Genomic DNA, 23,576 nt, shown 5'->3' with positions numbered 1-23,576 from the left:
GTGAAAAATAGGTTAAACCGGTTGGCTTATTGTAATTTATATTTAATTAAAAAACAATTTTATTATGAACACGTTAGATATAGCTACACTTGGTGTGGAAGAAATGAATGATACTCAAATGAAAGAGGTCAATGGTGGTTTTCTTGCAGCTTTGGCTTGGCTCGCCGCGGGAATAATCATATCCGAATTTTTAGACAGAGGGGCGGGAAGTGATTTTATAGATGGCTGGAATGCAGGTGGAAGATAACTTAATTACCAAATAAAAATGCAATTGTTATGAAAAATTTAGATTATAAGAACTTAGATCTAAAAGAACTAAGTGAGGTTGAAATCAAAGAAATTCAAGGTGGTACATGGTTGGCATATGCTGTGGGGTATCTTTGCCGGTGGAATTATGAAATCATGGCTAGTAATACTGAATCCCCCTGGAATGCTATGGGCTCAAAATAAATAAAATAGGAGGGTGTGTCAAAAGCTCGAATTTTCAAAAGTTCCCCTATCTACAGGTAGTTGAAGCAAAGCCTTCCTGAACTAGAAGCTGCCTTTTGATACGCCCCCTTATACTATATATAAACGTAAATATTATAAAAATGGCAACTAAAACCTCTTATTGGATCATCTTATCTGCTTTGGTTATTTTATTTGTTTTATGGTTTTTATTATTACATGATTCGTTAAATAGCTTTTTCCATATTGCCGAATGGGGAGGATATTTCCTTATTATACCCATAACCTATTGTATCGCTTTCCTTGTAGAGAAAAATACACTTAAAAGCACTTTTGCGGTTGCAATAGGTGTTATTCTTTCAATATTGCTGGCAAGAGATGCAGATTATAGTATCATTCTTGTTAAAATAGCAGCGGTCTTTGTTGGTGGAATCGTCTCATGGGGGATATCTAAAATAATAAAAACACATTAATTGGTGAAGGCGTTTAATCGATTTATTCGTAACAGAGGTGTTGTAAGCTCTGTTCTAATATTGTGGCTATGCTATACGCCTATCCAGATTTCTCTATCGTTCTTTTTTGAGAAAATATTAAAGGGAATTGATATCGCTTTTTATACAACGCCTAATGAGTCATTTCAAAATACGCACATTGTAGGGATAATTTTCTTAACTGTTATTGTAGGCCCTCTTCTGGAAACACTCATTTTTCAAATTGCAATATATTATTTATTAATATTATCTAAATGGTTTCGACGCCGGAAGTATATGATTATACTTATCGGTGCTATTCTATTCGGTTTTTCCCACTTTTATACACTCTCGTACATTATTTATAATATTATTACTGGAGGACTATTAATGTATACATATACCATAAAACAACACAAAGGAGTGTATTTTGGATATTGGGTAACAGCAATTCTGCATGCTTTGATAAATATCAACGCTATAATTCTTTGGAAATTCTTTTAATTTAATGTTTTGCTTTTCATTTTACTCAGGGAGTGGCATTTGTTTCAAAAGAAAGTACTGTAAAAAATTCATAACTATGACTGCGCTTATTCATAGTTATGAATCCATTCGTTCATAGTTATGACTGCGCTTATTCAATACTACCATTTTTTCAGTTAATAAGCGAATGACTTTTGACATCCTCATGCATAGTTTTACAATCATAAGAGAAACAGATATACTTGCAAACATAGTAACTAATGGTTCTTTTTTACTGACTGTCATTTTTATTATAGTTCTAATAAATAAATTAGTTACTTTGTAACGCTTGTTTAACTATATTTTGCCCATATACTGGACAATATAGCAAATAAAACAAGAGACGATATGGCTGCCCCGTGTACGCTTCTATTTATCTAGGATAGGCTTTTATGATGACTGGGGATGAACAGAAAGCTGAATTTTACATGGATAAGTCACTTAAAGAGGTGATTTTTTTTACAGAAAGACTGATGTTTATACTTGAAACATTTTTCTTTTATATAAATAGTAATATGGAAAAAAAATTATATGATGAAATCATTGCCTTAGCCAAAAAAGAAGTGATTCCTGCTATTGGATGTACCGAGCCTATTGCTGTTTCGCTATGTGTGGCTAAAGCTAAAGAAATACTGGGATATAAGCCGGAAAAAATTAAAGTTTATCTGAGTGCAAATGTTTTAAAAAATGCGATGGGAGTGGGTATCCCGGGGGCTAATGGCATGATAGGATTACCTATTGCAGTGGCATTAGGAGCCCTGATCGGTAAATCCGAATACCTGCTGGAAGTACTAAAAGATTCTTCGCCGGAAGCTTTGGAAGCGGGGAAGCAAATGATCGACAGTGGTAATATCGAAATAAAGTTGAAAGACAAAACAGATGAGATGCTTTATATCGAAGCCATTTGCTCTTATGGGAATCAAACAGCAACAGCGATTATAGCCGGAGAGCATACAAATTTTATCTATCTGAAAAAAGACGATACTGTTCTATTCGATTCGAAATTAGCTCCGAAAGTACCTAGTGCTGAGGATATGTTAGGACTTAATATGCATCTTATTTATGACTTTTCCGTAAATAGTTCTATTGATGATATAGAATTTATATTAGAATCTGCACGAATAAATAAAGCAGCATCGGAGCAATCGTTTAAGAACAAATACGGACACGAGTTAGGCCGGACGTTGAACGGTAAATCGCAGTACTCAGTTATGGGAGATAGCGTATTTACAAATATCTTATCTTATACCTCAGCTGCATGCGATGCACGTATGGCGGGAGCGATGATTCCGGTCATGAGTAATTCGGGAAGCGGAAACCAGGGCATAGCTGCAACTTTACCTGTGACTATATATGCCGAAAAATATAACAAAACCAAAGAAGAACTTGCCCGGGCATTGATGTTGAGCCATCTTACAGTTATTTATATAAAACAAAAACTGGGACGATTATCCGCCCTTTGCGGTTGTGTGATTGCTGCAACCGGTTCCAGTTGCGGGATTGTCCTTCTTATGGGAGGAAAATATGAACAGATTACATTCGCTGTTAAGAATATGATTGCAAATCTTACAGGAATGATTTGCGACGGAGCCAAACCCGGCTGTTCGATGAAAGTGGCTAGCGGAGTGTCTACAGCTCTACTCTCGGCAATGCTGGCAATGGAGCAAAAATGTGTGACTTCTGTCGAAGGGATTATTGATGATGATGTGGATAAATGCATTGATAATCTGACCTGTATAGGTTCTCAGGCTATGCGGGAGACTGACAAGGCGGTACTCGATATAATGACTCATAAGAAATAAAGAAGGAGGACAATTCCTATTTTACGAAATAAAGTCCTATATATCCATAATAATAATAGATAACTGGTCAGAATCATTTTTATCGGAGGTAACAAATGTCGCCCGGGAGGCGAAAGTCGTTAATTTAGCCTAAAATCATTCTCCTTTCCAAACAAAAGAGCCTTTTTTTGCATCTCATATAGAGAGATACATAAATAGATAAAGATGAAAAAGTATTGCACAATTTTGTTTCTGCTTCCGGCGCTTGCCGGATTAATTTCCTGCTCTTCCGCAAAAAATATAACGGCTAAAGACCTGGACGGCGCATGGAATATTGTTTCCGTAAAGGGGGAGGGCATAACAAAAGAAGAACTTCCTTTTCTGGTAATAAACGTGAGTGAGAAGAAGGTACATGGGAATACGGGATGTAACATCATCAACTCTTCCATTACTTTCGATGAGAGCGATGCCTCGGCGGTAAAGTTCTCGATGCCGATGTCCACGCTAATGGCCTGCCCTTATCTGGAACTGGAGAATAAGATTTCCCAGGCGCTGATTGAAGTGGGCGGAGTGAAAGGCGGGGAGAAAAAAGGCGAACTTTCACTCGTGGATAAAGACGGAAACGGATTGTTGCTGCTGGATAAAAAAGAGGATGGAAAATGAAAAAAACATTCTTTCTCTGTGTTTTATTAGCGTTGGCTTTGGCCGGATGCAAAAGCAGCAAAGCCTTAGTGGCCGCTTCCTCCGACCTGGACGGACGGTGGGGAGTGATCGAAATGAACGGGAAGGCGTTGGATCCGGAGGTGACGGGGCAGGAATTGACCTTTGACGTAGAGCGTCTGATGGTATCCGGCAGTACGGGTTGTAATACACTGGGCGGACAGATCGAATTCAATGAAAAGCGGAAAGAAATCATCCGCCTGTTGAAAATCGTATCCACCAGAAAGGGATGCATGGACATGAGCGGTGAAAATGAGATGTTGAAGACGCTGAACGAAGTAGTCCGCTATGGGACAGCCGATCGGGTGGCTCCGGTGGATACGATTTTTCTTTACGGCTTGACGGGTGAAAAAATCATGTCCTTGTCCAAAAAATAAAAATCGTTTCTTGGTGAAAAGAATAAAAAAGATTTGAATTCTTTGAGAAATGCAACCTTTTGTGTTCCTTTGTAGGAACGTTTAATTAGAGTGGATATGTCATTGAATAAAGTGCTTTTAATAGGTTACGTAGGGAAAGACCCCGAAGTCCGTTATTTCGATACCGGGAATGCGATCGCAAACTTCCCTTTGGCTACGACGGAGAGAGGCTATACGCTGGCAAACGGTACGGTCGTCCCCGAGCGCACCGAATGGCATAACATCGTTGTCCGCCGCGATCAGGTGCAATTTGTGGAAAAATGGGTAAAGAAAGGTTCTTTGCTTTTTGTGGAAGGGAAAATCCGGACACGCAATTATGATGATCAAAGCGGGGTTAAGCGTTATATAACGGAGATTCATGCCGATCGTGTCGAATTCTTCTCCCTGGGAGGAGGAAAGCGTGACGATTCACAATCGACAACAACCCCATCACAACAGAGTGCACAAACGCAGGCTTCACCGGTACAACCGTTTCAGTCGTCTGCAAGTTCTCAACCGAATCTTCCCTCTTCCGATGAAGTGGATGATCTACCATTCTGATATGTCTAACGAACTTTAACCATCCTTGGACTCAGACGACTATTATTCGTGCCTTTTCGGGCAACTTACTATTCAGGGACCGCTGCTTTATCCGGTCATAGCGGCTGCCATTGCAGTGATCCTGCTTTTTGTTTCCAGTGTTTTATCCGCGTCGGAAGTCGCTTTCTTCTCACTGACGAATGAAGAGGCGACAGAGATTAACGAAGAAAGAACGAAAGCCGACCAATGGATCGCCCGGTTGCTAACCCAGTTGGAGCCTTTGCTTTCCAGCCTGCAGGTTTCTGCCGTTTTTATCAATGTAGCAGTGATTATGCTGTGTCTTTATGCCTTCGGCCGCTTTTTCGAACTCTCGGCCATGCCGTTAGCCGGCTTTTTGGTGCTGCTGGTTGCTTTCATTGCCTTGCTGCTGCTTTTCGGCGAAATCCTACCGAAACTTTATGTACAAAACCGGGCGTTACGCTTCGTGCGTTTCAGCGTTCCTTTTGTCCGGCTGGTTTATGCCGTTTGCGGCCCGTTGGGGAAACTGGCCTCATCTTCCTTTATGGTGAACAAAGCGGCGGGAAAGAAGAAAAGAGATATTTCGGTCGACGACCTGAGCAAGGCTTTGGCGTTGACTTCGGGCGAGATGGCCGAAGAGAAGGATATGCTGGCCGATATCATCAAATTCTATCATAAGACGGCGAATGAAATTATGACTTCCCGGTTGGATATGGAGGATATCGACATTAAGAGTAGTTTCCATGCGGTACTTCATTTTATCGTTCAGTCCGGCTATTCACGCATTCCGGTCTATGCCGTCTCGGAAGATACGATTAAGGGGATCTTATATATCAAAGACCTGCTGCCCTATATCGATAAGCCCGATACATTCCGTTGGCAGAGCCTGATCCGCCCGGCTTATTTTGTACCGGAAACGAAGAAGATCGACGACCTGCTGGAAGAATTCCGGACGAATAAGATACATATGGCCATTGTCGTGGATGAATTCGGGGGGACTTCCGGACTGGTGACAATGGAAGATATCCTGGAGGAAATCGTCGGGGAAATCTCCGACGAATATGATGAGGAAGAACGCCAGTTTATCTTATTGAACGACGGGAATATTATCTTTGAGGCAAAGATACCGTTGAACGACTTCTTCCGCGTGATCGGCTCCACGGGAAGCGAATTCGGCAAGCTGACCGAGGAAGTCGAAACATTGGCCGGCCTTTTGCTGGAGATCAAAGGCGGTTTTCCGCAACGGCGGGAAATCATTGATTTCAAAGACTATCGTTTCCAGATATTGGAAGTAGACGAACGGCGGATCCTGAAAGTGAAGTTCAGCCTCCTGAATAGGGGAGAAGAAGAATCGGAAAATGGAGAAAGCAAGGAATGATGCGTACGCTTTGTTATTTATTGCTGATAGGTTTGTCCCTGTCGTGTACGGAATATACGCCGAAGCCGCGGGGATACTACCGGATTGATTTGCCGGCTCCGGCATACCGTCCTTTGCCGGCCTCCGGACTTCCTTATTTTTTTCGGGTTTCCCGGCTGGCCGGAGTGGATATGCCGCTCGAAACTACGAAAGAACAATGGGTTAATCTGTCTTATCCTGATTTGAATGCCCGGATTTACTGTACTTTCAGTCCCGTCACGCGCCAGTCATTTCCGCAAGCGGAAGCGGATAGCCGGGCGTTACTCCGGCGAACGGCCGGCCAGGCGGACAAGATCATCGAAAAGGCTTATGAGAATGAAGAAAAGCAGGTCTATGCAACTCTTTATCTGGTGGAAGGAGCTTCTCCTTCGCCGATCCAATTCATGATAACGGACCGCAACTCCCGTTTCTTCCGGGGAGCGCTGTATTATGATTGCCGTCCGAACGGCGATTCGCTGGCTCCAGTGACGGAATATCTGCGGGAGGATGTGGTTGAATTGATCCAGTCTTTCGACTGGAAAAAATAAAAGGCATGGGACTCCGGATGAAACAGTCGGCCCCGGTCTTGGGGATTTGGAAAGTGGAAGAGTCCCCGGATGAACTACTCCGCCAACTGGAACGGAAAGAATGGTATCTCCCTTTCCTTTCCCGTATTACGTCCGAAGCGCGCCGGAAAGAATGGCTGGCCGTTCGCGTGTTGCTCAAGGAATTGACCGGCGAAGAGAAGGAAATCGGCTATGAATCCGACGGAGCGCCTTACCTTGCGGATCATTCCTTTCATATCGGCATTTCACACACCAAAGGATATGTTGCGATCGTTCTATCCGGCACGGCGCCGGTAGCCATTGATATCGAACAATTTTCCGACCGGATATTAAAACTGCACACCCATTTTCTTTCGGAAGAAGAGCTGGCGGAGCTTTCACCGGTGCAGCCGGCGCATTCCCTGCTTTACTGGAGCGGAAAGGAAACGCTCTTCAAATTGATCCGGCAGCAGGAGGTGGATTTTCGTAGGCATCTCCATATCCTTCCGTTCGATTGCCGGGAGGAAGGCGCTTTTTGGGCGGAGGAAAGCCGGACGCCGCAAGGCTGCGCTTTCCTGGTCAATTACCGGGTGACTCCCCAATTCGTCTTGACTTATGCCGGAGGATGACCGACGGATTCCAGGCGGATTTTGACAAAGCTGTCCGGATAGTTTGCATTGATATAATCCAATAGTTTCTCGCGTATTTCAACGCGCAAATCCCAATTCAGGGAGGAATCCCGTCCGCTGAGGAGGACTCTTAATTCCTTATAATTCTGTTTTGCATCGGTTACCTGGATATTTGCTACCCGTCCGTCCCATCGGGGATTATCCTTCACGTAGAGTTGTAGTTGCTTCCGCAGGTCATCCACCGGAAGGCTGTAATCGACATAAAGGAAAATCGTTCCTAGTATCTGGGATGTATTTCGCGTCCAGTTCTGAAAAGGTTTTTCCAGGAAATAAATAATGGGAAGGACCAGCCGCCGTTCATCCCATATTTTTACTACGACATAGGTTAAGGTAATCTCTTCAATCCGGCCCCATTCTCCTTCAACGATCACGACGTCATCCAACCGGATCGGCTGGGTAATGGCGATTTGTATGCCGGCCAAGACTGTCGCAATACTCTTCTGGGCGGCAAAACCAACAATGATTCCGGCGATCCCGGCGGAAGTCAACAGGCTGACTCCTATCGATTTTACCGAGTCGATGGTCATCAGGCAAACACCCACCGAGATAAGTGAAATGATAGATACGATGATCTTTTCGAAAATCTTCATTTTCGTGAGATTGCTCCGGGCATTTAAGTTGTCCTCCTTGGAAATATCCTGTTTCGACTGGAGTCGATAAAAAAGAATGTTCACGCTCTTGATCAGTATCCATCCTACGGTAAGGATCAGGAGGATATCATTGATATGCGAGAGTGTTTCTGCGAATGTGACATCCGACAGGAAAGAATAGGACGAGAATATCTTGAACAGTATCCAGAAACAGAGCCAAAGCAACGGGACTTTCAGTAAATCGATAATCATGTCGTCCGCCAGGCCCTTGGTTCTTTGGGCCCTTGCTTTCAACTTCCGGATAATGATTTTATAAAGGAGGTAGACGATTGCCAAAGCGGCGATAAAAAGGCCCGAGCTTAATAAGATACGTGAAAGTTCAATGTAGTAAGTATTTTCAAACATCTGCATATATTCTTTGAAGGTTTATACCGGGACTCAGATACCGATAGGCGCCGGGATAAAATTTATCCATAGGAAAAGGCAAACCCTATCTGAGCGAGCGCTATTTAGCAAGCGTTCCCTACAAAGTTAGGAAAAATGTGGGAAAATACAAATACCGGATATAAACGCAACTACTGATTCCAGATATTCCAGGCGGCAAAAGCCTGTAAAAGCAACATCTCCAGTCCGTTTTTCACGACTGCACCCCGTTCCTTCCCCTTTTTCATAAAAAGGGTTTCGTCCGGATTATAGAGCAGGTCATACAATAGATGATTCGGAGTCAATTCTTCGTAGGGAATGTTCGGAGCTTCTCCTACATTCGGATACATTCCCACAGGAGTCGTATTGACAATCACCGTATATTGGGACATGATGCGGGGAGTCAACTGCTCGTATGTAATGCAATAATCTTTCAGCTTGCGGGAGACAAAAGTCGAAGCGAGGCCTAATTGCTTCAAGCCTTGGAAGATGGCTTTCGAAGCGCCTCCGGTACCCAGAATCAACGCTTTCCGGTGGCTCTGGTTGAGCAAAGGCTCGATCGACTGCTTGAAACCGATAATGTCGGAGTTGTACCCCTTCAACTTTAACCGGCCGAACAATCCCCGTTCGAATTTGATGACGTTAACCGCACCGATCAGGCGGGCGTCATGATCCAACTCATCCAGAAAAGGGATTACCTGTGTCTTATAAGGCAGGGTAACATTCAGCCCGCAGAGACCCGGGTTCTCTCTGATCACCTTTTTTATTTCTTTAATATCCGGGATTTCAAAATTGACGTATTCCGCATCTATCTTTTCACTCTCAAACTTTTGATTAAAAAACCCCTTCGAAAAAGAGTGCCCTAACGGATAACCGATCAAACCATATTTTTTCATCTTTATTCTCCTTATTCTATTCTGCTTTTGTCCCTGTATACATGGAACAAGCGCCGAAGGTGAATGTTCGCGCCCGGGTTTCCTTAAATCCTTGGCGGGCTAACAGTTCTGTCATTTCTTTGCCTTGCGGCACCACTTTGATGGATTCAGGCAAATAGGTATAGGCCGCTTTTTCCCGCGAAAGAAAACCTCCGAGGAAAGGAATGACCGTACGTGAATAAAACCGGTACAGCGCTTTCATCGGCAAAGAGGTCGGTGTGGATAACTCGAGAATCATCACATGCCCGCCGGGTTTTAATACCCGGTACATCTCCTGCAATCCTTGTTCGATATGTTCGAAGTTGCGCACTCCGAAGGCGGCTGTTACCGCATCGAAAGAAGAATCCGGATAGGAGAGGGACATGCAGTCCTGGTACTCGAACAATACCTTGTCTCCGCATCCGGCTTCCATCGCTTTCTTCCGCCCGATCTCCATCATCCCTTCGGAAATATCGGCCCCGGTCACTTTTTCCGCCTGTAACCGTTGTTGCATCAGTATCGCCAGATCCCCCGTCCCAGAGGCGATATCCAGTATCGTCTTCGGTGCAAACGGGCGGAGAAAGGCGACTCCTTGCCGCCGCCATCCCCGGTCGAAGCCGAGGGACATCAAACGGTTCAGTTTATCATATGAATGTGCGATCGCATCAAACATCCGCCTGATTTGCGTCCCTTTATTCTCCTTTTTCTGATAAGGAAGTATCCTTTCCGAGCCTAATGCCATTCAACCGGTTATTTCTGAAGCAAATACTGGGTTACGTTCTTCTCGATACGGGAGAGCAGTTGATCCGTATCCGCCTTCACAAAAGTCTCGCCCGTAATATGTTCGAACAATTCGATATACCGGTTGCTGATGGCCTCTACGATTTCCGGCGTCATGGTCGGCACCTTCTGTCCGGCTTTTCCCTGGAATCCGTTTTCCATCAACCATTCGCGGACAAACTCTTTCGAGAGTTGTTTCTGCGGCTCCCCTTTCCTGAATCGTTCCTCGTAACCTTCCTGGTAGAAGTAACGGGAGGAGTCCGGCGTATGGATCTCATCGATCAGGTAGATTTTCCCGTCCCGGTGTCCGAATTCATATTTGGTATCGACCAGGATCAACCCGCGGGAGGCGGCAATCTCCGTACCCCGTTGGAACAATTCAGTCGTGTATTTCTCCAGCACCGCATAGTCGGCTTCCGAAACCAACCCCTGTTTCAGTATTTCTTCTTTTGAAATGTCTTCGTCATGCAATCCCTGGGCGGCCTTTGTGGTCGGGGTGATGATCGGCGTCGGGAATTTTTCGTTTTCTTTCATTCCGTCCGGTATCTTGACCCCACAAATTTCGCGTATGCCGCTTTTATAGGTCCGCCAGGCGCTTCCGCAAAGGTAACCGCGAACGATCATTTCTACCGGATAGCCCTCGCATCTTATGCCGGCCGTAACCATCGGGTCGGGGGTTGCCAACTTCCAGTTCGGGCAGATATCCGCCGTCGCATCCAGGAATTTGGCGGCAATCTGGTTCAACATCTGTCCTTTATAAGGGATGCCTTCCGGCAATATGACATCAAAAGCGGAGATACGATCTGTCGCTACCATGACCAACAGTTCGTCATTAATATTATATACATCACGCACCTTGCCGTGGTAAACATTCTTTTGCTTCGGAAAATGGAAATCCGTTTTAACTAATGCCTTTTTCATTTTAATCTTCTTTTATATCCGTTTGCTCTTTCTCTTTTTTTCTCAAAAGCCGCTCTTTCGCCTGCTTTTCGTCATTCTTTTCATAGGCTTCGACAATCCGCTGTACCAGCTTATGGCGTACGATATCCTTTTTACCGAATTTAACATACCCGATTCCCCGTACCTCTTTCAGCAGTGATATCGCGTGAACCAATCCGGATGTCGTCGCTGCCGGAAGGTCTATCTGCGTAACGTCGCCGGTGACAATCATCTTGGCGTTCATTCCCAAGCGGGTAAGGAACATCTTGATTTGCTGCGCCGTCGTGTTCTGCGCCTCGTCCAGGATGATGACCGCATCGCTTAGCGTACGTCCCCGCATATAAGCCAAAGGGGCGATCTGGATCACATTGTTTTCCATGTATTCCTTCAGCTTGACGCCGGGAATCATCTCCTGCAAAGCGTCATACAACGGCTGCAGGTAAGGGTCCAGCTTGTCTTTCATTTCGCCGGGAAGAAATCCGAGCTTCTCACCCGCTTCCACGGCCGGGCGGCTCAGGATGATTTTCTTCACCTGTTTGTTCTTCAACGCCTTTACGGCGAGCGCAATCGCCACGAATGTCTTCCCGGAGCCTGCAGGGCCTACGGCAAAGACCAGATCGTTCTCTTCAAAGGAATGCACCAGCAACTGCTGGTTTTCAGTCCGGGCGACGATCGCTTTCCCATTCATCCCGTGAATGATCAGGTTCACCTGATTCGTCCGTTTCACTTCATTTCCCTTAACCAGGTTCAAGATCACTTCTTCGGGCAATTCGTTGAATTCTTCGCAATACTTTTCAATTTCCCGTATTTTCCTGAGGAATAACTCCGATTCGTCTTCGTCGCCAATCACTTTCATTATATTTCCGCGTGCAACAATCCGCAATTTAGGAAACAGTGTTTTAATCAACTGCAGGTTGGCGTTGTTCACGCCATAGAAGATCACAGGATCTACGCTCTCAAGAATATATATTCGTTCTATCATTCATTTAATGGCATTGCTTCTCAATTCAATCTTTCTTCGGGAAAGCAAAAATACAAATATTCCCAATTTGTTGCTATCCTTTTATCCTTTTATTTCCATGGAGGGGTCATTCCGGGCCGTTGGCAAGCGGCAATGTTTTTTCCGGACGGATTCCCGGATAAAATTCCCATTTTATTGACCTTACGCATTGCCCGGAAGAAAAAAAGACGTATCTTTGCGACGCTTTTTTAAACCCAGGCATCGTGTGATGGGAAATTAGGGAGCAAACTAATTTTGAGTAACACAAATTAAAAGAAAATGAAAACATTCCAATTATCAGGAACTCCAAGAGAAGATCTTGGAAAAAAAGCGGCAAAAGCAATCCGCAAAGAGTCTCAAATCCCGGCGGTATTATACGGAAGCAGCCCGGTGGAATTACCCTATACCGGCAAGTTAAGCTCCGGCGATAAGCTGGTAGAGTTGGATCATGGAAAAGGTTTGATCGTAACCGATTTTACCATTACTTTCGACTCCATCCGCAAGTTAGTTTATTCTCCGGAAATCTTCCTCGTAGAGTTGGATTTGAAAGGAAATAAAAAAGTGAAGGCCATCGTAAAAGAGATACAGTTTCATCCGGTTTCCGATGCTATTCTGCATGTCGACTTCCTTGAAGTATTCGACGACAAACCAATCGTTATCGAAGTGCCGGTTCAGTTGGAAGGCCACTCCGAAGGCGTGAAAGCCGGCGGTAAATTAGGCCTGGAAATGAGAAAGCTGAAAGTGAAAGCGCTGAGCAGCGCCGTTCCCGAACAACTGGTTATCAACATCGATCATTTGGGATTAGGCAAGACGGTTCAGGTAGGAGAGTTGCATTTTGAAGGTTTGGAGCTGATGAATGCGAAGAATGCGGTAGTTTGCGGCGTTAAACTGACGCGTGCTGCCCGTGGAGCCGCTACCACGCCGGGCAAGTAATTCAGGCAAATCAATCATAAAAAGAAAAGGGGAAGGATGCCGTATGGGCATTCTCCCCTTTTTTATCTAATTTTGCGAGCGATGAAATATTTGATAGTTGGATTAGGAAACATCGGCCCGGAATATTTGGGAACGCGCCATAACATAGGCTTCCGCATCGTGAACGCCGTGGCGGAAGAGGGAGGCGTGTTTTTCACCGAACAGCGCTACGGCGCTACCGCCCGGCTGAGAGTGAAGAATGCGGAGTTGCTTTTGCTTAAACCGAACACGTTTATGAACCTGAGCGGACATGCCGTACGTTACTGGTTGCAAAAGGAAAATATCTCGGTAGAGAACCTGCTGGTGGCCGTGGACGACCTGGCCCTACCCTTCGGGACGCTGAGGCTGAAGCCGAAAGGCAGCCACGCCGGACATAATGGCCTGCGCAATATCGAAGAACTGTTGGGGACGCAGGAATACAATCGCCTGCGTTTCGGCATCGGCGATAATTTCCCGCGAGGAAAGCAGGTCGATTACGTGTTGAGCGCCTTTGAGCCGGAGGAATTGGCCGTGATGCCGGAGAAAATGAAACTGGCGGCGGAGATTGTTCGCAGTTTTTGCCTGGCCGGCGTGCAGATGACAATGAACCAATACAATCATAAATAAGAGATGGATGAAGTAAGGATTGACAAATGGATGTGGGCCACGCGGATTTTCAAGACACGGACGATTGCGACGGACGCTTGCAAGAAAAACCGGGTGATGATCGGAAACGTGAACGTGAAGCCTTCCCGGATGATTAAAGCCGGAGAGGTGATTCAGATCCGCAAACCTCCCGTAACTTACTCGTTTAAGGTGCTGGCTTTGACCGAACGCCGTATGGGAGCGAAGTTGGTGCCGGAATACCTGGCGAACGTGACGCCTCCCGAGCAATACGAGATATTGGAAATGAACAGGATTGCCGGTTTTGTGGATCGCCAGAAAGGCCTAGGGCGGCCGACCAAGAAAGACCGGCGCGAATTGGAGCAATTTGCCGGCGACGAGGCGCTGGAAGACGACTTCTTCTTCGATTTCGACTTCGATTCCGACACGGAGTAGGTCGGGTAGAGGCGATTCCATTCTTTTTTGTACCTTTGCATTCGCAAAATAATAGGATTTAATAGGTAGATAAGATATGATTACAGTTAGCAATCTGGATGTACAATTCGGAAAACGTGTTCTTTTTCAGGATGTCAATTTGAAATTCACGCCGGGGAACTGCTACGGCATCATTGGAGCCAATGGTGCGGGAAAGTCCACTTTCTTACGGGTGCTCAGCGGCCAGTTGGAGCCTACCCGCGGACAAGTCTCCTTCGGTCCGGGCGAACGCCTGTCCATCCTGAGCCAGGATCACTTCGCCTTCGATGAATACACGGTCATGGATACGGTCTTGATGGGGCACAACATCCTCTGGGGGATCATGGCTGAAAAGAATGCACTGTACGAGAAAGCGGATTTTACCGATGCCGACGGCATCCGGGCTTCCGAACTGGAGGAGAAATTTGCCGAGATGGAAGGTTGGAATGCCGAAAGCGATGCCGCCAGCTTATTGAGCGGTTTGGGCATCAGTGAAGACCTGCATTATAGCCGGATGAAGGACCTGAGCGGAAAGCAGAAGGTCCGGGTACTTCTGGCGCGCGCCCTGTTCGGCAAACCGGATAACCTGCTGCTGGACGAGCCGACCAATGACCTGGACCTGGATACGGTGATGTGGCTGGAAAACTATCTGGCCAGTTGCGAGCAGACGGTGCTGGTGGTGAGCCATGACCGGCACTTCCTGGATTCGGTGTGTACCCATACCGCCGATATCGATTTCGGAAAGTTCAAGTTGTTTTCCGGGAATTACAGTTTTTGGTACGAATCCAGCCAGTTAGCTTTACGCCAACAGCAACAGCAGAATAAGAAGGCGGAGGAAAAGAAGAAGGAGCTGGAAGAATTCATCCGCCGGTTTAGTGCGAATGTTGCTAAATCCAAGCAAACGACCAGTCGCAAGAAGATGCTGGAAAGACTGAATATCGAAGAGATCGAAGCCTCTTCCCGCCGCTACCCGGGCATTATCTTTACGCCGGCTCGCGAACCGGGCAACCAGATACTCGAAGTCAAAGGGCTGACGAAAAGCATCGAGGGAAAAGTCCTGTTTCAGGATTTGAACTTTAACGTGGAGAAAGGAGATAAGATCGTCTTTATCAGCCACGACCCGCGTGCGATGACGGCCCTTTTCCAGATCATTAACGGGGAGGAGCAGCCGGACTCCGGCTCATACCAGTGGGGGCAGACGATCACGACCGCTTACCTGCCGCTTGATAATGCCGGCTATTTCAATTCGGATTATAACCTGATCGAATGGCTGAGCCAGTTTGCTGCGGATACCAACGAAGTCTTCCTGAAGGGATTCCTCGGGCGTATGTTGTTTTCGGGCGAAGAGCTTTTGAAGAAGGTGAGCGTCCTTTCGGGAGGAGAAAAGATGCGTTGCATGATCTCCCGGATGATGTTGAAGGATGCTAACGTCCTTATTCTCGATACGCCGACAAACCATCTGGATATGGAATCTATCCAGGCATTTAACAATACCTTGAAAACCTACAAAGGGAATGTCCTTTTTTCCAGCCATGACCATGAGTTCATACAGACGGTAGCCAACCGGGTGATTGAACTGACGCCCAATGGAATTATAGACAAGATTATCGATTATGACGATTACATAACCGACCCTTTGGTTGCCGAACTGAGGGCAAAGCTCTACCTATAAAGAGAATACTTTTCCCAGTCCGTTCGTGAAAAGAAATTTAGAGAGATGAAACAACGGATTTTATTTGTTTTGCTGGTCTTTTTCGGGTTTCTACCGTTCTTTGTTATCCAGAAACCTCTTTTTATGTTATACAATCACGTTCTTTATGCGGATTGTTCGTGGGTAGATTATTTGCGGGTGATAGGGCATGGGCTGGTGCTCGATGCGTCGATCTCGGGATATCTGACGATCTTCCCTATCCTCTGCGCCCTGGTTTCCGTTTGGTTACCGGGGAGATACCTGTCTTTCGCACTGAAAGGATATTTTACGATCGTGGCCTTTCTGATCTCTTTTCTCTTTGTCCTGGACGAAGGCCTGTATGCTTTCTGGGGATTCCGCCTCGACACGACGGCTTTCTTTTATATGCAGTCGCCGAAGGATTCGATTGCAAGCGTTCCGGGTTGGACGTTCCTGCTTCAGTCGGTTACCTTTCTGACCTACGGTTTTGTGNCCGCCGATATCGATTTCGGAAAGTTCAAGTTGTTTTCCGGGAATTACAGTTTTTGGTACGAATCCAGCCAGTTAGCTTTACGCCAACAGCAACAGCAGAATAAGAAGGCGGAGGAAAAGAAGAAGGAGCTGGAAGAATTCATCCGCCGGTTTAGTGCGAATGTTGCTAAATCCAAGCAAACGACCAGTCGCAAGAAGATGCTGGAAAGACTGAATATCGAAGAGATCGAAGCCTCTTCCCGCCGCTACCCGGGCATTATCTTTACGCCGGCTCGCGAACCGGGCAACCAGATACTCGAAGTCAAAGGGCTGACGAAAAGCATCGAGGGAAAAGTCCTGTTTCAGGATTTGAACTTTAACGTGGAGAAAGGAGATAAGATCGTCTTTATCAGCCACGACCCGCGTGCGATGACGGCCCTTTTCCAGATCATTAACGGGGAGGAGCAGCCGGACTCCGGCTCATACCAGTGGGGGCAGACGATCACGACCGCTTACCTGCCGCTTGATAATGCCGGCTATTTCAATTCGGATTATAACCTGATCGAATGGCTGAGCCAGTTTGCTGCGGATACCAACGAAGTCTTCCTGAAGGGATTCCTCGGGCGTATGTTGTTTTCGGGCGAAGAGCTTTTGAAGAAGGTGAGCGTCCTTTCGGGAGGAGAAAAGATGCGTTGCATGATCTCCCGGATGATGTTGAAGGATGCTAACGTCCTTATTCTCGATACGCCGACAAACCATCTGGATATGGAATCTATCCAGGCATTTAACAATACCTTGAAAACCTACAAAGGGAATGTCCTTTTTTCCAGCCATGACCATGAGTTCATACAGACGGTAGCCAACCGGGTGATTGAACTGACGCCCAATGGAATTATAGACAAGATTATCGATTATGACGATTACATAACCGACCCTTTGGTTGCCGAACTGAGGGCAAAGCTCTACCTATAAAGAGAATACTTTTCCCAGTCCGTTCGTGAAAAGAAATTTAGAGAGATGAAACAACGGATTTTATTTGTTTTGCTGGTCTTTTTCGGGTTTCTACCGTTCTTTGTTATCCAGAAACCTCTTTTTATGTTATACAATCACGTTCTTTATGCGGATTGTTCGTGGGTAGATTATTTGCGGGTGATAGGGCATGGGCTGGTGCTCGATGCGTCGATCTCGGGATATCTGACGATCTTCCCTATCCTCTGCGCCCTGGTTTCCGTTTGGTTACCGGGGAGATACCTGTCTTTCGCACTGAAAGGATATTTTACGATCGTGGCCTTTCTGATCTCTTTTCTCTTTGTCCTGGACGAAGGCCTGTATGCTTTCTGGGGATTCCGCCTCGACACGACGGCTTTCTTTTATATGCAGTCGCCGAAGGATTCGATTGCAAGCGTTCCGGGTTGGACGTTCCTGCTTCAGTCGGTTACCTTTCTGACCTACGGTTTTGTGATGCAGTGGTTCTTTCGGAAATGGATCGTGCCGGTATTGCCGTCGACCCATCTGAGGAGGCGGATGCCTTGCGCCATCGCGTTGGTTTTGCTTGGTGGCCTGCTGTTCATCCCGATCCGGGGAAGCGTAACGACTTCGACGGCCAATGTGGGAATGGTTTATTTCAGTGACCGCCAGTTCCTTAACCATGCTGCAATCAATCCTTGTTTCAGCCTGCTTGCCTCCATATCCAAGCAGCAGGATTTCAGCGATCAATACGATTTCTTCCCGGAAGAGAAGCGCAAGGAGTTGTTTACGGCGTTGACAACTCCGGATCTTTCCATAAAGCCGGATACGGCCCTGTCAGGCAAGGATTCTCCCATTGGCGCCAAGGACAGCTTACCGCTTGGCCGGACGGAGGGATTGCTTCGAATCCAACGCCCGAATATTCTCCTGATCTTATTGGAAAGTTTTACGGCCAATGCGATTGAGGCGGTCGGAGGGGAGCCGGGCGTTACGCCTCATTTGAATCAGTTGGGCAAGGAAGGGATTTTGTTCATGAACTGTTATGCCAATTCATTCCGTACCGACCGCGGGTTAGTCGCCGTCCTGGATGGATATCCCGCCCAGCCTACGACTTCCATCATGAAATATCCCGCCAAGAGCCAGACGCTCCCTTCTTTGGCGAAAAGCCTGGATGCGGAAGGCTATGCATCGGATATGCTTTACGGCGGGGACATCAACTTTACCAATATGCAGAGCTATTTCTACAGTACCGGCTACAGTAAGATTACGTCCGATCGGAATTTCCCGATACAGACGCGTTTAAACAAGTGGGGGACGAATGATGACGTTACTTTCAAGTACTTATATACCGAGTTGGTGAAGCGGAAAACGGAGACTCCCTGGTTTACGACTTTCCTTACCCTGAGCAGCCATGAGCCATTCAAGGTTCCTTACCAACGCCTGACGCATCCGTTTTTAAATTCCGTCGCTTTCACCGATAGTTGCCTCGGCGATTTTATCGGAAGGCTGAAGGAGACGCCTCTTTGGGCAAACACATTAATAATCCTAGTGGCTGACCATGGTTTCCGTTATCCGGACAATTTGGAAGAATTCGAGCCGCGGAGATTCCATATCCCGATGATCTGGGCAGGCGGTGCGCTGAAAGAACCCCGTGTGATCGACACCTATATGAACCAAACCGATCTGGCGGCTACCCTGCTGAACCAATTGGGGATTCAACATCATCAATTCAGTTTCAGCAAAGATATCATGGACGGGCGTTATCCGCAGTATGCTTTCTATACTTTCCCCAACGGCTTCGGCTTTATCGATACGACAGGCGCTTCGGTCTACGACTGTACCGGTGAAAAAATTCTTTACCAGACTCCGGATACCCATTCTTCCGAACGGTTGGACAAGGGCAAGGCTCTTCTCCAAACCCTCTACGATGACCTTGGCCGGCGTTGAGCATAGAAAGGGCGCTCGTCGGATCTTTCTTTGGCAAGCTTTGTAAAATACCTACGATTTGAATGTTATCTACCGTATTTGCGTTTGAAGAGGAGGTAGGCGAGAGTAAGGGCTGCCAGGCTGAGGAAGGTATAAAGGATGCGGCTTTCGTAAAAGCAAAAGAACCCGGCGATCAGAAGCGCTTGTAACAGGGCATAAAACGACGAAACCGCCACATGGGGAATCTTCAGTTCGTTCGCCATCACCTGGTATGCATGCCGGCGGTGCGCCTTGAAGATATTTTCGTGAAGCAGCAGGCGATGGATGATGGTCAAAATGCTGTCCACCCCATACACCGCCAGAAAAAGAATATACGTCCAGTCGTTCGTCAGGAGGATCAGTTTGCCGAGGACAAAAAGCAGGATAAATGCCATGGATACCGCGCCGACATCCCCGGCGAAACATTTCGCCTTGTTGCGGAAGTTAAAGAAGTTGAACACAAGAACCGCCAGGAAAGCGATGTAAAGGAAGGGCATCTCCACAAAATGCACTATGAAATGGTTTACGTAAATCAGGTAAAACAAGATAACCAGGCTATATCCTCCGGTCATTCCGTTAATCCCGTCCATGAAATTATAGGCATTGATGATCCCCGTGCAAACGATCAGGGCAACCAGCAGGTACCACCATGGGAAATCCGAATACAGACCCCATTCATAAAAGAGTAGCAACATCGCCGTAAAATGGCAGACGATACGTACCCGGTTCGGTACGGAACGCACATCGTCCGCGAAGCTAATCCCGGCAATCAGCGTCAATCCCAGCATAAACCAGGGATAAGCAAAGCCGTTGGTCAGGAAAAAGGCCAAGGCCCCCAGATAAAAAATGATTCCGCCGCCCCGCAGCGTGATCCGAGTATGCGAACTTCGCTCATTCGGTTTATCGATAATATTGAATTTGTCCGCTATGCGAAAATAGAGAAGTTCTGCCGCAAACAATAAAACAAGAAGGATCAAATAGTAAAGCATAAGTTATAAGCTAAAAGAACGAATCGTTTTAATCAGGCCGTCCCGTGCGGTAACCGGCATTTTATCAATATCCAAGGCCGTTTTGATTTTTTTGTTGCTCACCACGTAATTTTCCGTCAGCTTCCGGAGCCGTTCCGGATTCAACGGGAGATGCAAGGCGCCTCCGGCCGAGGCCAGCCCTCTCATCCAACCTTGCGGCAATTTCCAAATATGCGCTTTGCGCTCCATCACTTCGCACATCGCCCCGATCAACTCGTTCGTCGACAACGCTTCGTCGTCCGCCATCTGGTAAATCCCCGAAGGGGCTTCACCCGCCAGCAAAAGGTCGATCACATAACAAAGGTTATCGATCGAAGTAAACGAACGCCGGTTTTCGAACGCCCCGAGCGGCCAGGGAATACCCTTCTTCACCACATTATACAGCAGGTTCAGATTCCCTTTGTTTCCCGGCCCGTGAATCATACAGGGACGCAAGATATAAACCAGTTGATGCTTAGCAGACGAATGCCCCTGCAGGTATTCTTCCGCCCGGATCTTACTCTCTCCGTAAGGCCCTACCGGATCCGGCGCCACCTCTTCCGTCAGCACCTCGCCGGGTACCGAGTCGGCGGCGGCCTTCACCGAACTGAAAAAGATAAATTTCTCCGCTCCCGAAAGAAGGAAACGATCGTAAATCCGCTGTGTTAAGCCCGTATTGATATCGAAATATGTTTTCGCCTCGCTTTGGTTTTTCGTATCATGCGCCTTGCCGGCCAGATGAATTACTCCGTCCACCTGTTCCCAAGGCAACGACTCCGCCTGTCGCCACGAAAAATAACGCGCGTACAGTCCGGGCACACGGTCCTCCACATCCAACGCCCAAAGCGTATACCTATCTTTCAGATAAGCCGCCAGATTAGAGCCCACGAACCCGTAAGCCCCCGTAATTAAAATTGTTGGCAAGAAAGATGCCGTTTTTAGCTCAAAATGCTTCATTGACTAAAATTTAAACAGTTACTATGACAGACATATCAAAATTCTTACAGGGACTCTTTCTTAAAAAAATCGGTATAATATTCCATATCTTCTTCAATGTAACAGACAATGGTAACTTTTAACTTTCTTTCGTGGTCACGGAGAAAAGCTGAAATTGTATGTAGGGCAATGCAAGCAGCTTCAGCCTTTGGAAAACGATAAACGCCAGTGCTAATACAAGGGAAAGCAATTGTTTCAAGCCCGTTATCGAGAGCTAATTGCAGAGCTGTTTCGTAACACGAAGCCAATAAGCGCTCCTCGTGATGCTTACCGCTTCTCCATACGGGACCGACCGTATGAATGATTTTTTTGCAAGGCAAGTTATAAGCATCCGTCATTTTACTCTGACCGGTCTCACACCCTCCTAATGTTTCACATTCCTGAAGCAATTTCCTACCGGCGGCCCGGTGGATAGCTCCATCCACACCTCCACCTCCCAATAAACTTGTATTAGCTGCATTAACGATGGCATCCCCCTTAAACCGCGTGATGTCACCTGTAATAATATTAATATAGTCTTTATAGGTTTCCATATCGAATGCTTTCATTCCCAGTGCAAACGCATTTAAACACCTGTTATGTTCGGCGGAAGCTGATTCCCGGTACTTCATCATCCAGTAGCTCCTCCAATTTAAACTCTTGTTATGTTCGGCGGAAGCTCCAGCTTCCGTCGGTGATAAAAGCGAGGCTCCCGCCTCGCAATGATTCTCCTTTTTTAAGGATAGGCAAAGCAGGAGCTTTGCTTCCAACACGACGGAGTAAAGGCACTCCGCCGAACAAATGGGTAAAAGAGAATTGCCCTGTTTCATTTCTTATCCGCATCGTCACAAAATCGAAAGGCAGTATTAAGGCATATTATAATTAGGATCTTCATCCCGTGGAATGAAAAAAGCTTTAATGCAATTTGGATTTCTAACGCATATTTGAATATGATTTTTTTCTTTGAAACCAGCATTCGGCTATAAATCATTACCTCCCCAAAATACTCCTCTTACCGAGTCGAAAGCCTGTTTTCCCTGATCCTTGCTAATCTGATGTAATGTTTCAATGACTGCACAATCTAAATTTCTCAACAATAAATCATGTTGGCCGTTTGTTCCAAGGAATATATTTTTAACGAGAACGATATGAAAGTTTATTGATTTCCTTATAAGGTTTTGCCAAGTTTCCTTTTTTGTCGATAATACCGGCCCCTCTTAAAAAGGTACGGGAAGCATCAGCCGTTAATGTTACCTCCCTACGATGAGCCTTTATATCATCAAGTGATATCCGATTATTTTTATTTTTCTTATCCATAGAACTATGTTTTATGTACTACAAATGTAACAAAAACAGAATAGTTTCCCTAAACTTTTATTCAATCATTTATTATGCTTATTTTTTATGCCCACTCCATACTATCATCTATCCTTATCTGGCTAAGCGTTCAGGTTTAGTTACTTATTTTATTTTGATTTTTAGTCTTTTCTTATCAGTTCTGTTATTTTATAAAAATACTTCAACATCAGCATCGGCAGGTTGGTATAGATGCCGTTTTCCCGGCAAGCACGGACGATCTCCCGGTTAAGGAGGAGGTGGCTCTTCCACGACCGGGTACTTTCGCCCCCCGTCCGCATCGTCACAAAATCGAACGGCATGTATTTCGTGCGCAATCCATGCCTATATAAGAAACGGGTCAACAACTCAAAGTCGGCGGCAATCCGGTAATCCGTCTTGTAAAGGCCGAACCGCTCGTAATATTTCCGGAACGTATAGAAAGAAGGGTGAGCGGGCATAAAACCGAACCGGAATAGCCTCCGAGAGAAGATCCGGGAAGAATAATATCGTACCGTCCGCTTCAGATCATCCGGTAAGACAAAACGTACATCCCCGTAGACCGCTTGTAAGAACGGATCATAATCAAAAGCTTTTACTATCTGTGTGATGACCTCCTTATCCGAGAAGAAACTGTCTGAATTGAGGATACCGACGAGATCGCCGGTCGCCATCCGGATTCCCTTGTTCATCGCGTCATACATCCCCTTATCCGGTTCGCTGATCCATTTCAAACGGCCGTCGAAACGAGGTTCATACTCTTTGATCATTTCCACTGAAGCATCCTTCGACGCCCCGTCTACAATGATATACTCAATGTCCGTATATGTTTGCGAGAGAACCGACTCGATCGTATCTCTCAACGTTCCGGCCGCATTATAGCAAACCGTGATAATGGATGTTTTCATTCTTGTCTGCCTTTATGATTAGAGTTAAAATACTTGATTATTAAGTGGACGAATACCATCGATAGGTTCTTCCTTCCCATTTC

The 23,576-nt window shown here is 46.2% G+C and carries 27 protein-coding genes; 17 read left to right on the top strand and 10 right to left on the bottom strand.

Going from position 1 to position 23,576, the window contains the following annotated elements; genetic code table 11:
• Positions 1 to 64 precede the first annotated feature (64 nt).
• From BQ8014_RS16240 to BQ8014_RS16195, 11 genes are all read left to right on the top strand, one after another.
• Positions 65 to 247 carry a hypothetical protein gene (locus tag BQ8014_RS16240; RefSeq protein WP_080905273.1) on the top strand — a complete coding sequence of 61 codons (183 nt, stop codon included), beginning with the start codon at positions 65 to 67 and terminating at the stop codon, positions 245 to 247.
• A 29-nt stretch (positions 248 to 276) separates the two neighbouring features.
• Positions 277 to 450: a hypothetical protein gene (locus tag BQ8014_RS19440; protein ID WP_160150111.1), complete on the top strand. Its 174-nt coding sequence runs from the start codon at positions 277 to 279 to the stop codon at positions 448 to 450.
• A 140-nt stretch (positions 451 to 590) separates the two neighbouring features.
• Complete coding sequence (locus BQ8014_RS16235) at positions 591 to 920, top strand: hypothetical protein (RefSeq protein WP_080905272.1); 330 nt, start codon at positions 591 to 593, stop codon at positions 918 to 920.
• Positions 921 to 923: 3 nt separating this feature from the next.
• Complete coding sequence (locus BQ8014_RS20130) at positions 924 to 1,421, top strand: CPBP family glutamic-type intramembrane protease (RefSeq protein ID WP_160150110.1); 498 nt, start codon at positions 924 to 926, stop codon at positions 1,419 to 1,421.
• Positions 1,422 to 1,954: 533 nt separating this feature from the next.
• Positions 1,955 to 3,241 carry an L-cysteine desulfidase family protein gene (locus tag BQ8014_RS16225; protein WP_080906009.1) on the top strand — a complete coding sequence of 429 codons (1,287 nt, stop codon included), beginning with the start codon at positions 1,955 to 1,957 and terminating at the stop codon, positions 3,239 to 3,241.
• A gap of 204 nt (positions 3,242 to 3,445) precedes the next feature.
• Positions 3,446 to 3,883: an META domain-containing protein gene (locus tag BQ8014_RS16220; RefSeq protein WP_080905270.1), complete on the top strand. Its 438-nt coding sequence runs from the start codon at positions 3,446 to 3,448 to the stop codon at positions 3,881 to 3,883.
• Entirely contained in the window at positions 3,880 to 4,317 is a 438-nt protein-coding gene (locus BQ8014_RS16215) for an META domain-containing protein (protein ID WP_080905269.1), read from the top strand. Before BQ8014_RS16220 ends, BQ8014_RS16215 begins: the two co-directional genes overlap by 4 nt.
• A gap of 96 nt (positions 4,318 to 4,413) precedes the next feature.
• Entirely contained in the window at positions 4,414 to 4,896 is a 483-nt protein-coding gene (locus BQ8014_RS16210; RefSeq protein WP_080905268.1) for a single-stranded DNA-binding protein, read from the top strand.
• Between the two features lie 25 nt (positions 4,897 to 4,921).
• Positions 4,922 to 6,271 (top strand): gliding motility-associated protein GldE, encoded by a 1,350-nt coding sequence (gene gldE / locus BQ8014_RS16205; protein ID WP_080905267.1) that lies wholly within the window; start codon positions 4,922 to 4,924, stop codon positions 6,269 to 6,271.
• Positions 6,268 to 6,837 (top strand): gliding motility lipoprotein GldD, encoded by a 570-nt coding sequence (locus BQ8014_RS16200; protein WP_087880519.1) that lies wholly within the window; start codon positions 6,268 to 6,270, stop codon positions 6,835 to 6,837. The genes gldE and BQ8014_RS16200 overlap by 4 nt, the downstream gene beginning before the upstream one ends.
• A gap of 5 nt (positions 6,838 to 6,842) precedes the next feature.
• The gene (locus BQ8014_RS16195) at positions 6,843 to 7,463 is read left to right on the top strand and encodes a 4'-phosphopantetheinyl transferase family protein (RefSeq protein ID WP_087880518.1); all 621 of its coding nucleotides are present in this window, start codon (positions 6,843 to 6,845) and stop codon (positions 7,461 to 7,463) included.
• On the opposite strand, the gene BQ8014_RS16190 is transcribed toward BQ8014_RS16195, so the two are convergent.
• The 5 genes from BQ8014_RS16190 to BQ8014_RS16170 all read right to left on the bottom strand — a co-directional run bounded on the left by BQ8014_RS16190 (position 7,448) and on the right by BQ8014_RS16170 (position 12,151).
• A complete protein-coding gene (locus tag BQ8014_RS16190; protein WP_087880559.1) occupies positions 7,448 to 8,518 on the bottom strand; it encodes a mechanosensitive ion channel family protein in 1,071 nt (356 codons plus the stop codon). The genes BQ8014_RS16195 and BQ8014_RS16190 overlap by 16 nt on opposite strands.
• A 170-nt stretch (positions 8,519 to 8,688) precedes the next feature.
• Positions 8,689 to 9,432 (bottom strand): shikimate dehydrogenase family protein, encoded by a 744-nt coding sequence (locus BQ8014_RS16185; protein ID WP_080905264.1) that lies wholly within the window; start codon positions 9,430 to 9,432, stop codon positions 8,689 to 8,691.
• A gap of 16 nt (positions 9,433 to 9,448) precedes the next feature.
• On the bottom strand, positions 9,449 to 10,192 hold the full coding sequence (gene ubiE / locus BQ8014_RS16180; RefSeq protein ID WP_080905263.1) for a bifunctional demethylmenaquinone methyltransferase/2-methoxy-6-polyprenyl-1,4-benzoquinol methylase UbiE: 744 nt from the start codon (positions 10,190 to 10,192) through the stop codon (positions 9,449 to 9,451).
• An 8-nt stretch (positions 10,193 to 10,200) separates the two neighbouring features.
• On the bottom strand, positions 10,201 to 11,151 hold the full coding sequence (locus tag BQ8014_RS16175; protein ID WP_080905262.1) for a phosphoribosylaminoimidazolesuccinocarboxamide synthase: 951 nt from the start codon (positions 11,149 to 11,151) through the stop codon (positions 10,201 to 10,203).
• Between the two features lies 1 nt (position 11,152).
• Positions 11,153 to 12,151 carry a PhoH family protein gene (locus BQ8014_RS16170; protein ID WP_080905261.1) on the bottom strand — a complete coding sequence of 333 codons (999 nt, stop codon included), beginning with the start codon at positions 12,149 to 12,151 and terminating at the stop codon, positions 11,153 to 11,155.
• 297 nt (positions 12,152 to 12,448) lie between these two features.
• Here BQ8014_RS16170 and BQ8014_RS16165 point away from each other — a divergent pair, with 297 nt between their 5' ends.
• From BQ8014_RS16165 to BQ8014_RS16140, 6 genes are all read left to right on the top strand, one after another.
• Positions 12,449 to 13,102, top strand: a complete 654-nt coding sequence (locus BQ8014_RS16165) for a 50S ribosomal protein L25/general stress protein Ctc (protein WP_080905260.1) — start codon at positions 12,449 to 12,451, stop codon at positions 13,100 to 13,102.
• Positions 13,103 to 13,183: 81 nt separating this feature from the next.
• Complete coding sequence (gene pth / locus BQ8014_RS16160) at positions 13,184 to 13,747, top strand: aminoacyl-tRNA hydrolase (protein WP_080905259.1); 564 nt, start codon at positions 13,184 to 13,186, stop codon at positions 13,745 to 13,747.
• Between the two features lie 3 nt (positions 13,748 to 13,750).
• Positions 13,751 to 14,179, top strand: a complete 429-nt coding sequence (locus tag BQ8014_RS16155; protein ID WP_080905258.1) for an RNA-binding S4 domain-containing protein — start codon at positions 13,751 to 13,753, stop codon at positions 14,177 to 14,179.
• A 76-nt stretch (positions 14,180 to 14,255) separates the two neighbouring features.
• The gene (locus BQ8014_RS16150; RefSeq protein WP_080905257.1) at positions 14,256 to 15,869 is read left to right on the top strand and encodes an ABC-F family ATP-binding cassette domain-containing protein; all 1,614 of its coding nucleotides are present in this window, start codon (positions 14,256 to 14,258) and stop codon (positions 15,867 to 15,869) included.
• A 45-nt stretch (positions 15,870 to 15,914) separates the two neighbouring features.
• Entirely contained in the window at positions 15,915 to 17,309 is a 1,395-nt protein-coding gene (locus tag BQ8014_RS16145) for an ATP-binding cassette domain-containing protein (protein ID WP_234998069.1), read from the top strand.
• Between the two features lie 45 nt (positions 17,310 to 17,354).
• On the top strand, positions 17,355 to 19,250 hold the full coding sequence (locus BQ8014_RS16140) for an LTA synthase family protein (protein ID WP_080905256.1): 1,896 nt from the start codon (positions 17,355 to 17,357) through the stop codon (positions 19,248 to 19,250).
• 65 nt (positions 19,251 to 19,315) lie between these two features.
• On the opposite strand, the gene BQ8014_RS16135 is transcribed toward BQ8014_RS16140, so the two are convergent.
• From BQ8014_RS16135 to BQ8014_RS16115, 5 genes are all read right to left on the bottom strand, one after another.
• A complete protein-coding gene (locus tag BQ8014_RS16135; protein WP_080905255.1) occupies positions 19,316 to 20,257 on the bottom strand; it encodes an MraY family glycosyltransferase in 942 nt (313 codons plus the stop codon).
• Positions 20,258 to 20,260: 3 nt separating this feature from the next.
• A complete protein-coding gene (locus BQ8014_RS16130; protein WP_080905254.1) occupies positions 20,261 to 21,232 on the bottom strand; it encodes an NAD-dependent epimerase/dehydratase family protein in 972 nt (323 codons plus the stop codon).
• 44 nt (positions 21,233 to 21,276) lie between these two features.
• On the bottom strand, positions 21,277 to 21,804 hold the full coding sequence (locus BQ8014_RS16125) for an O-acetyl-ADP-ribose deacetylase (RefSeq protein ID WP_080906006.1): 528 nt from the start codon (positions 21,802 to 21,804) through the stop codon (positions 21,277 to 21,279).
• A gap of 580 nt (positions 21,805 to 22,384) precedes the next feature.
• Positions 22,385 to 22,567: a hypothetical protein gene (locus BQ8014_RS16120; RefSeq protein ID WP_080905253.1), complete on the bottom strand. Its 183-nt coding sequence runs from the start codon at positions 22,565 to 22,567 to the stop codon at positions 22,385 to 22,387.
• Positions 22,568 to 22,728: 161 nt separating this feature from the next.
• On the bottom strand, positions 22,729 to 23,493 hold the full coding sequence (locus BQ8014_RS16115) for a glycosyltransferase family 2 protein (RefSeq protein WP_080905252.1): 765 nt from the start codon (positions 23,491 to 23,493) through the stop codon (positions 22,729 to 22,731).
• Positions 23,494 to 23,576 lie beyond the last annotated feature (83 nt).

This window comes from Parabacteroides sp. Marseille-P3160 (assembly GCF_900162725.1).
Classification (GTDB): domain Bacteria; phylum Bacteroidota; class Bacteroidia; order Bacteroidales; family Tannerellaceae; genus Marseille-P3160.
Note: the sequence above shows the minus strand (reverse complement) of the source record. Positions and strands in the feature narration are given on the sequence as shown.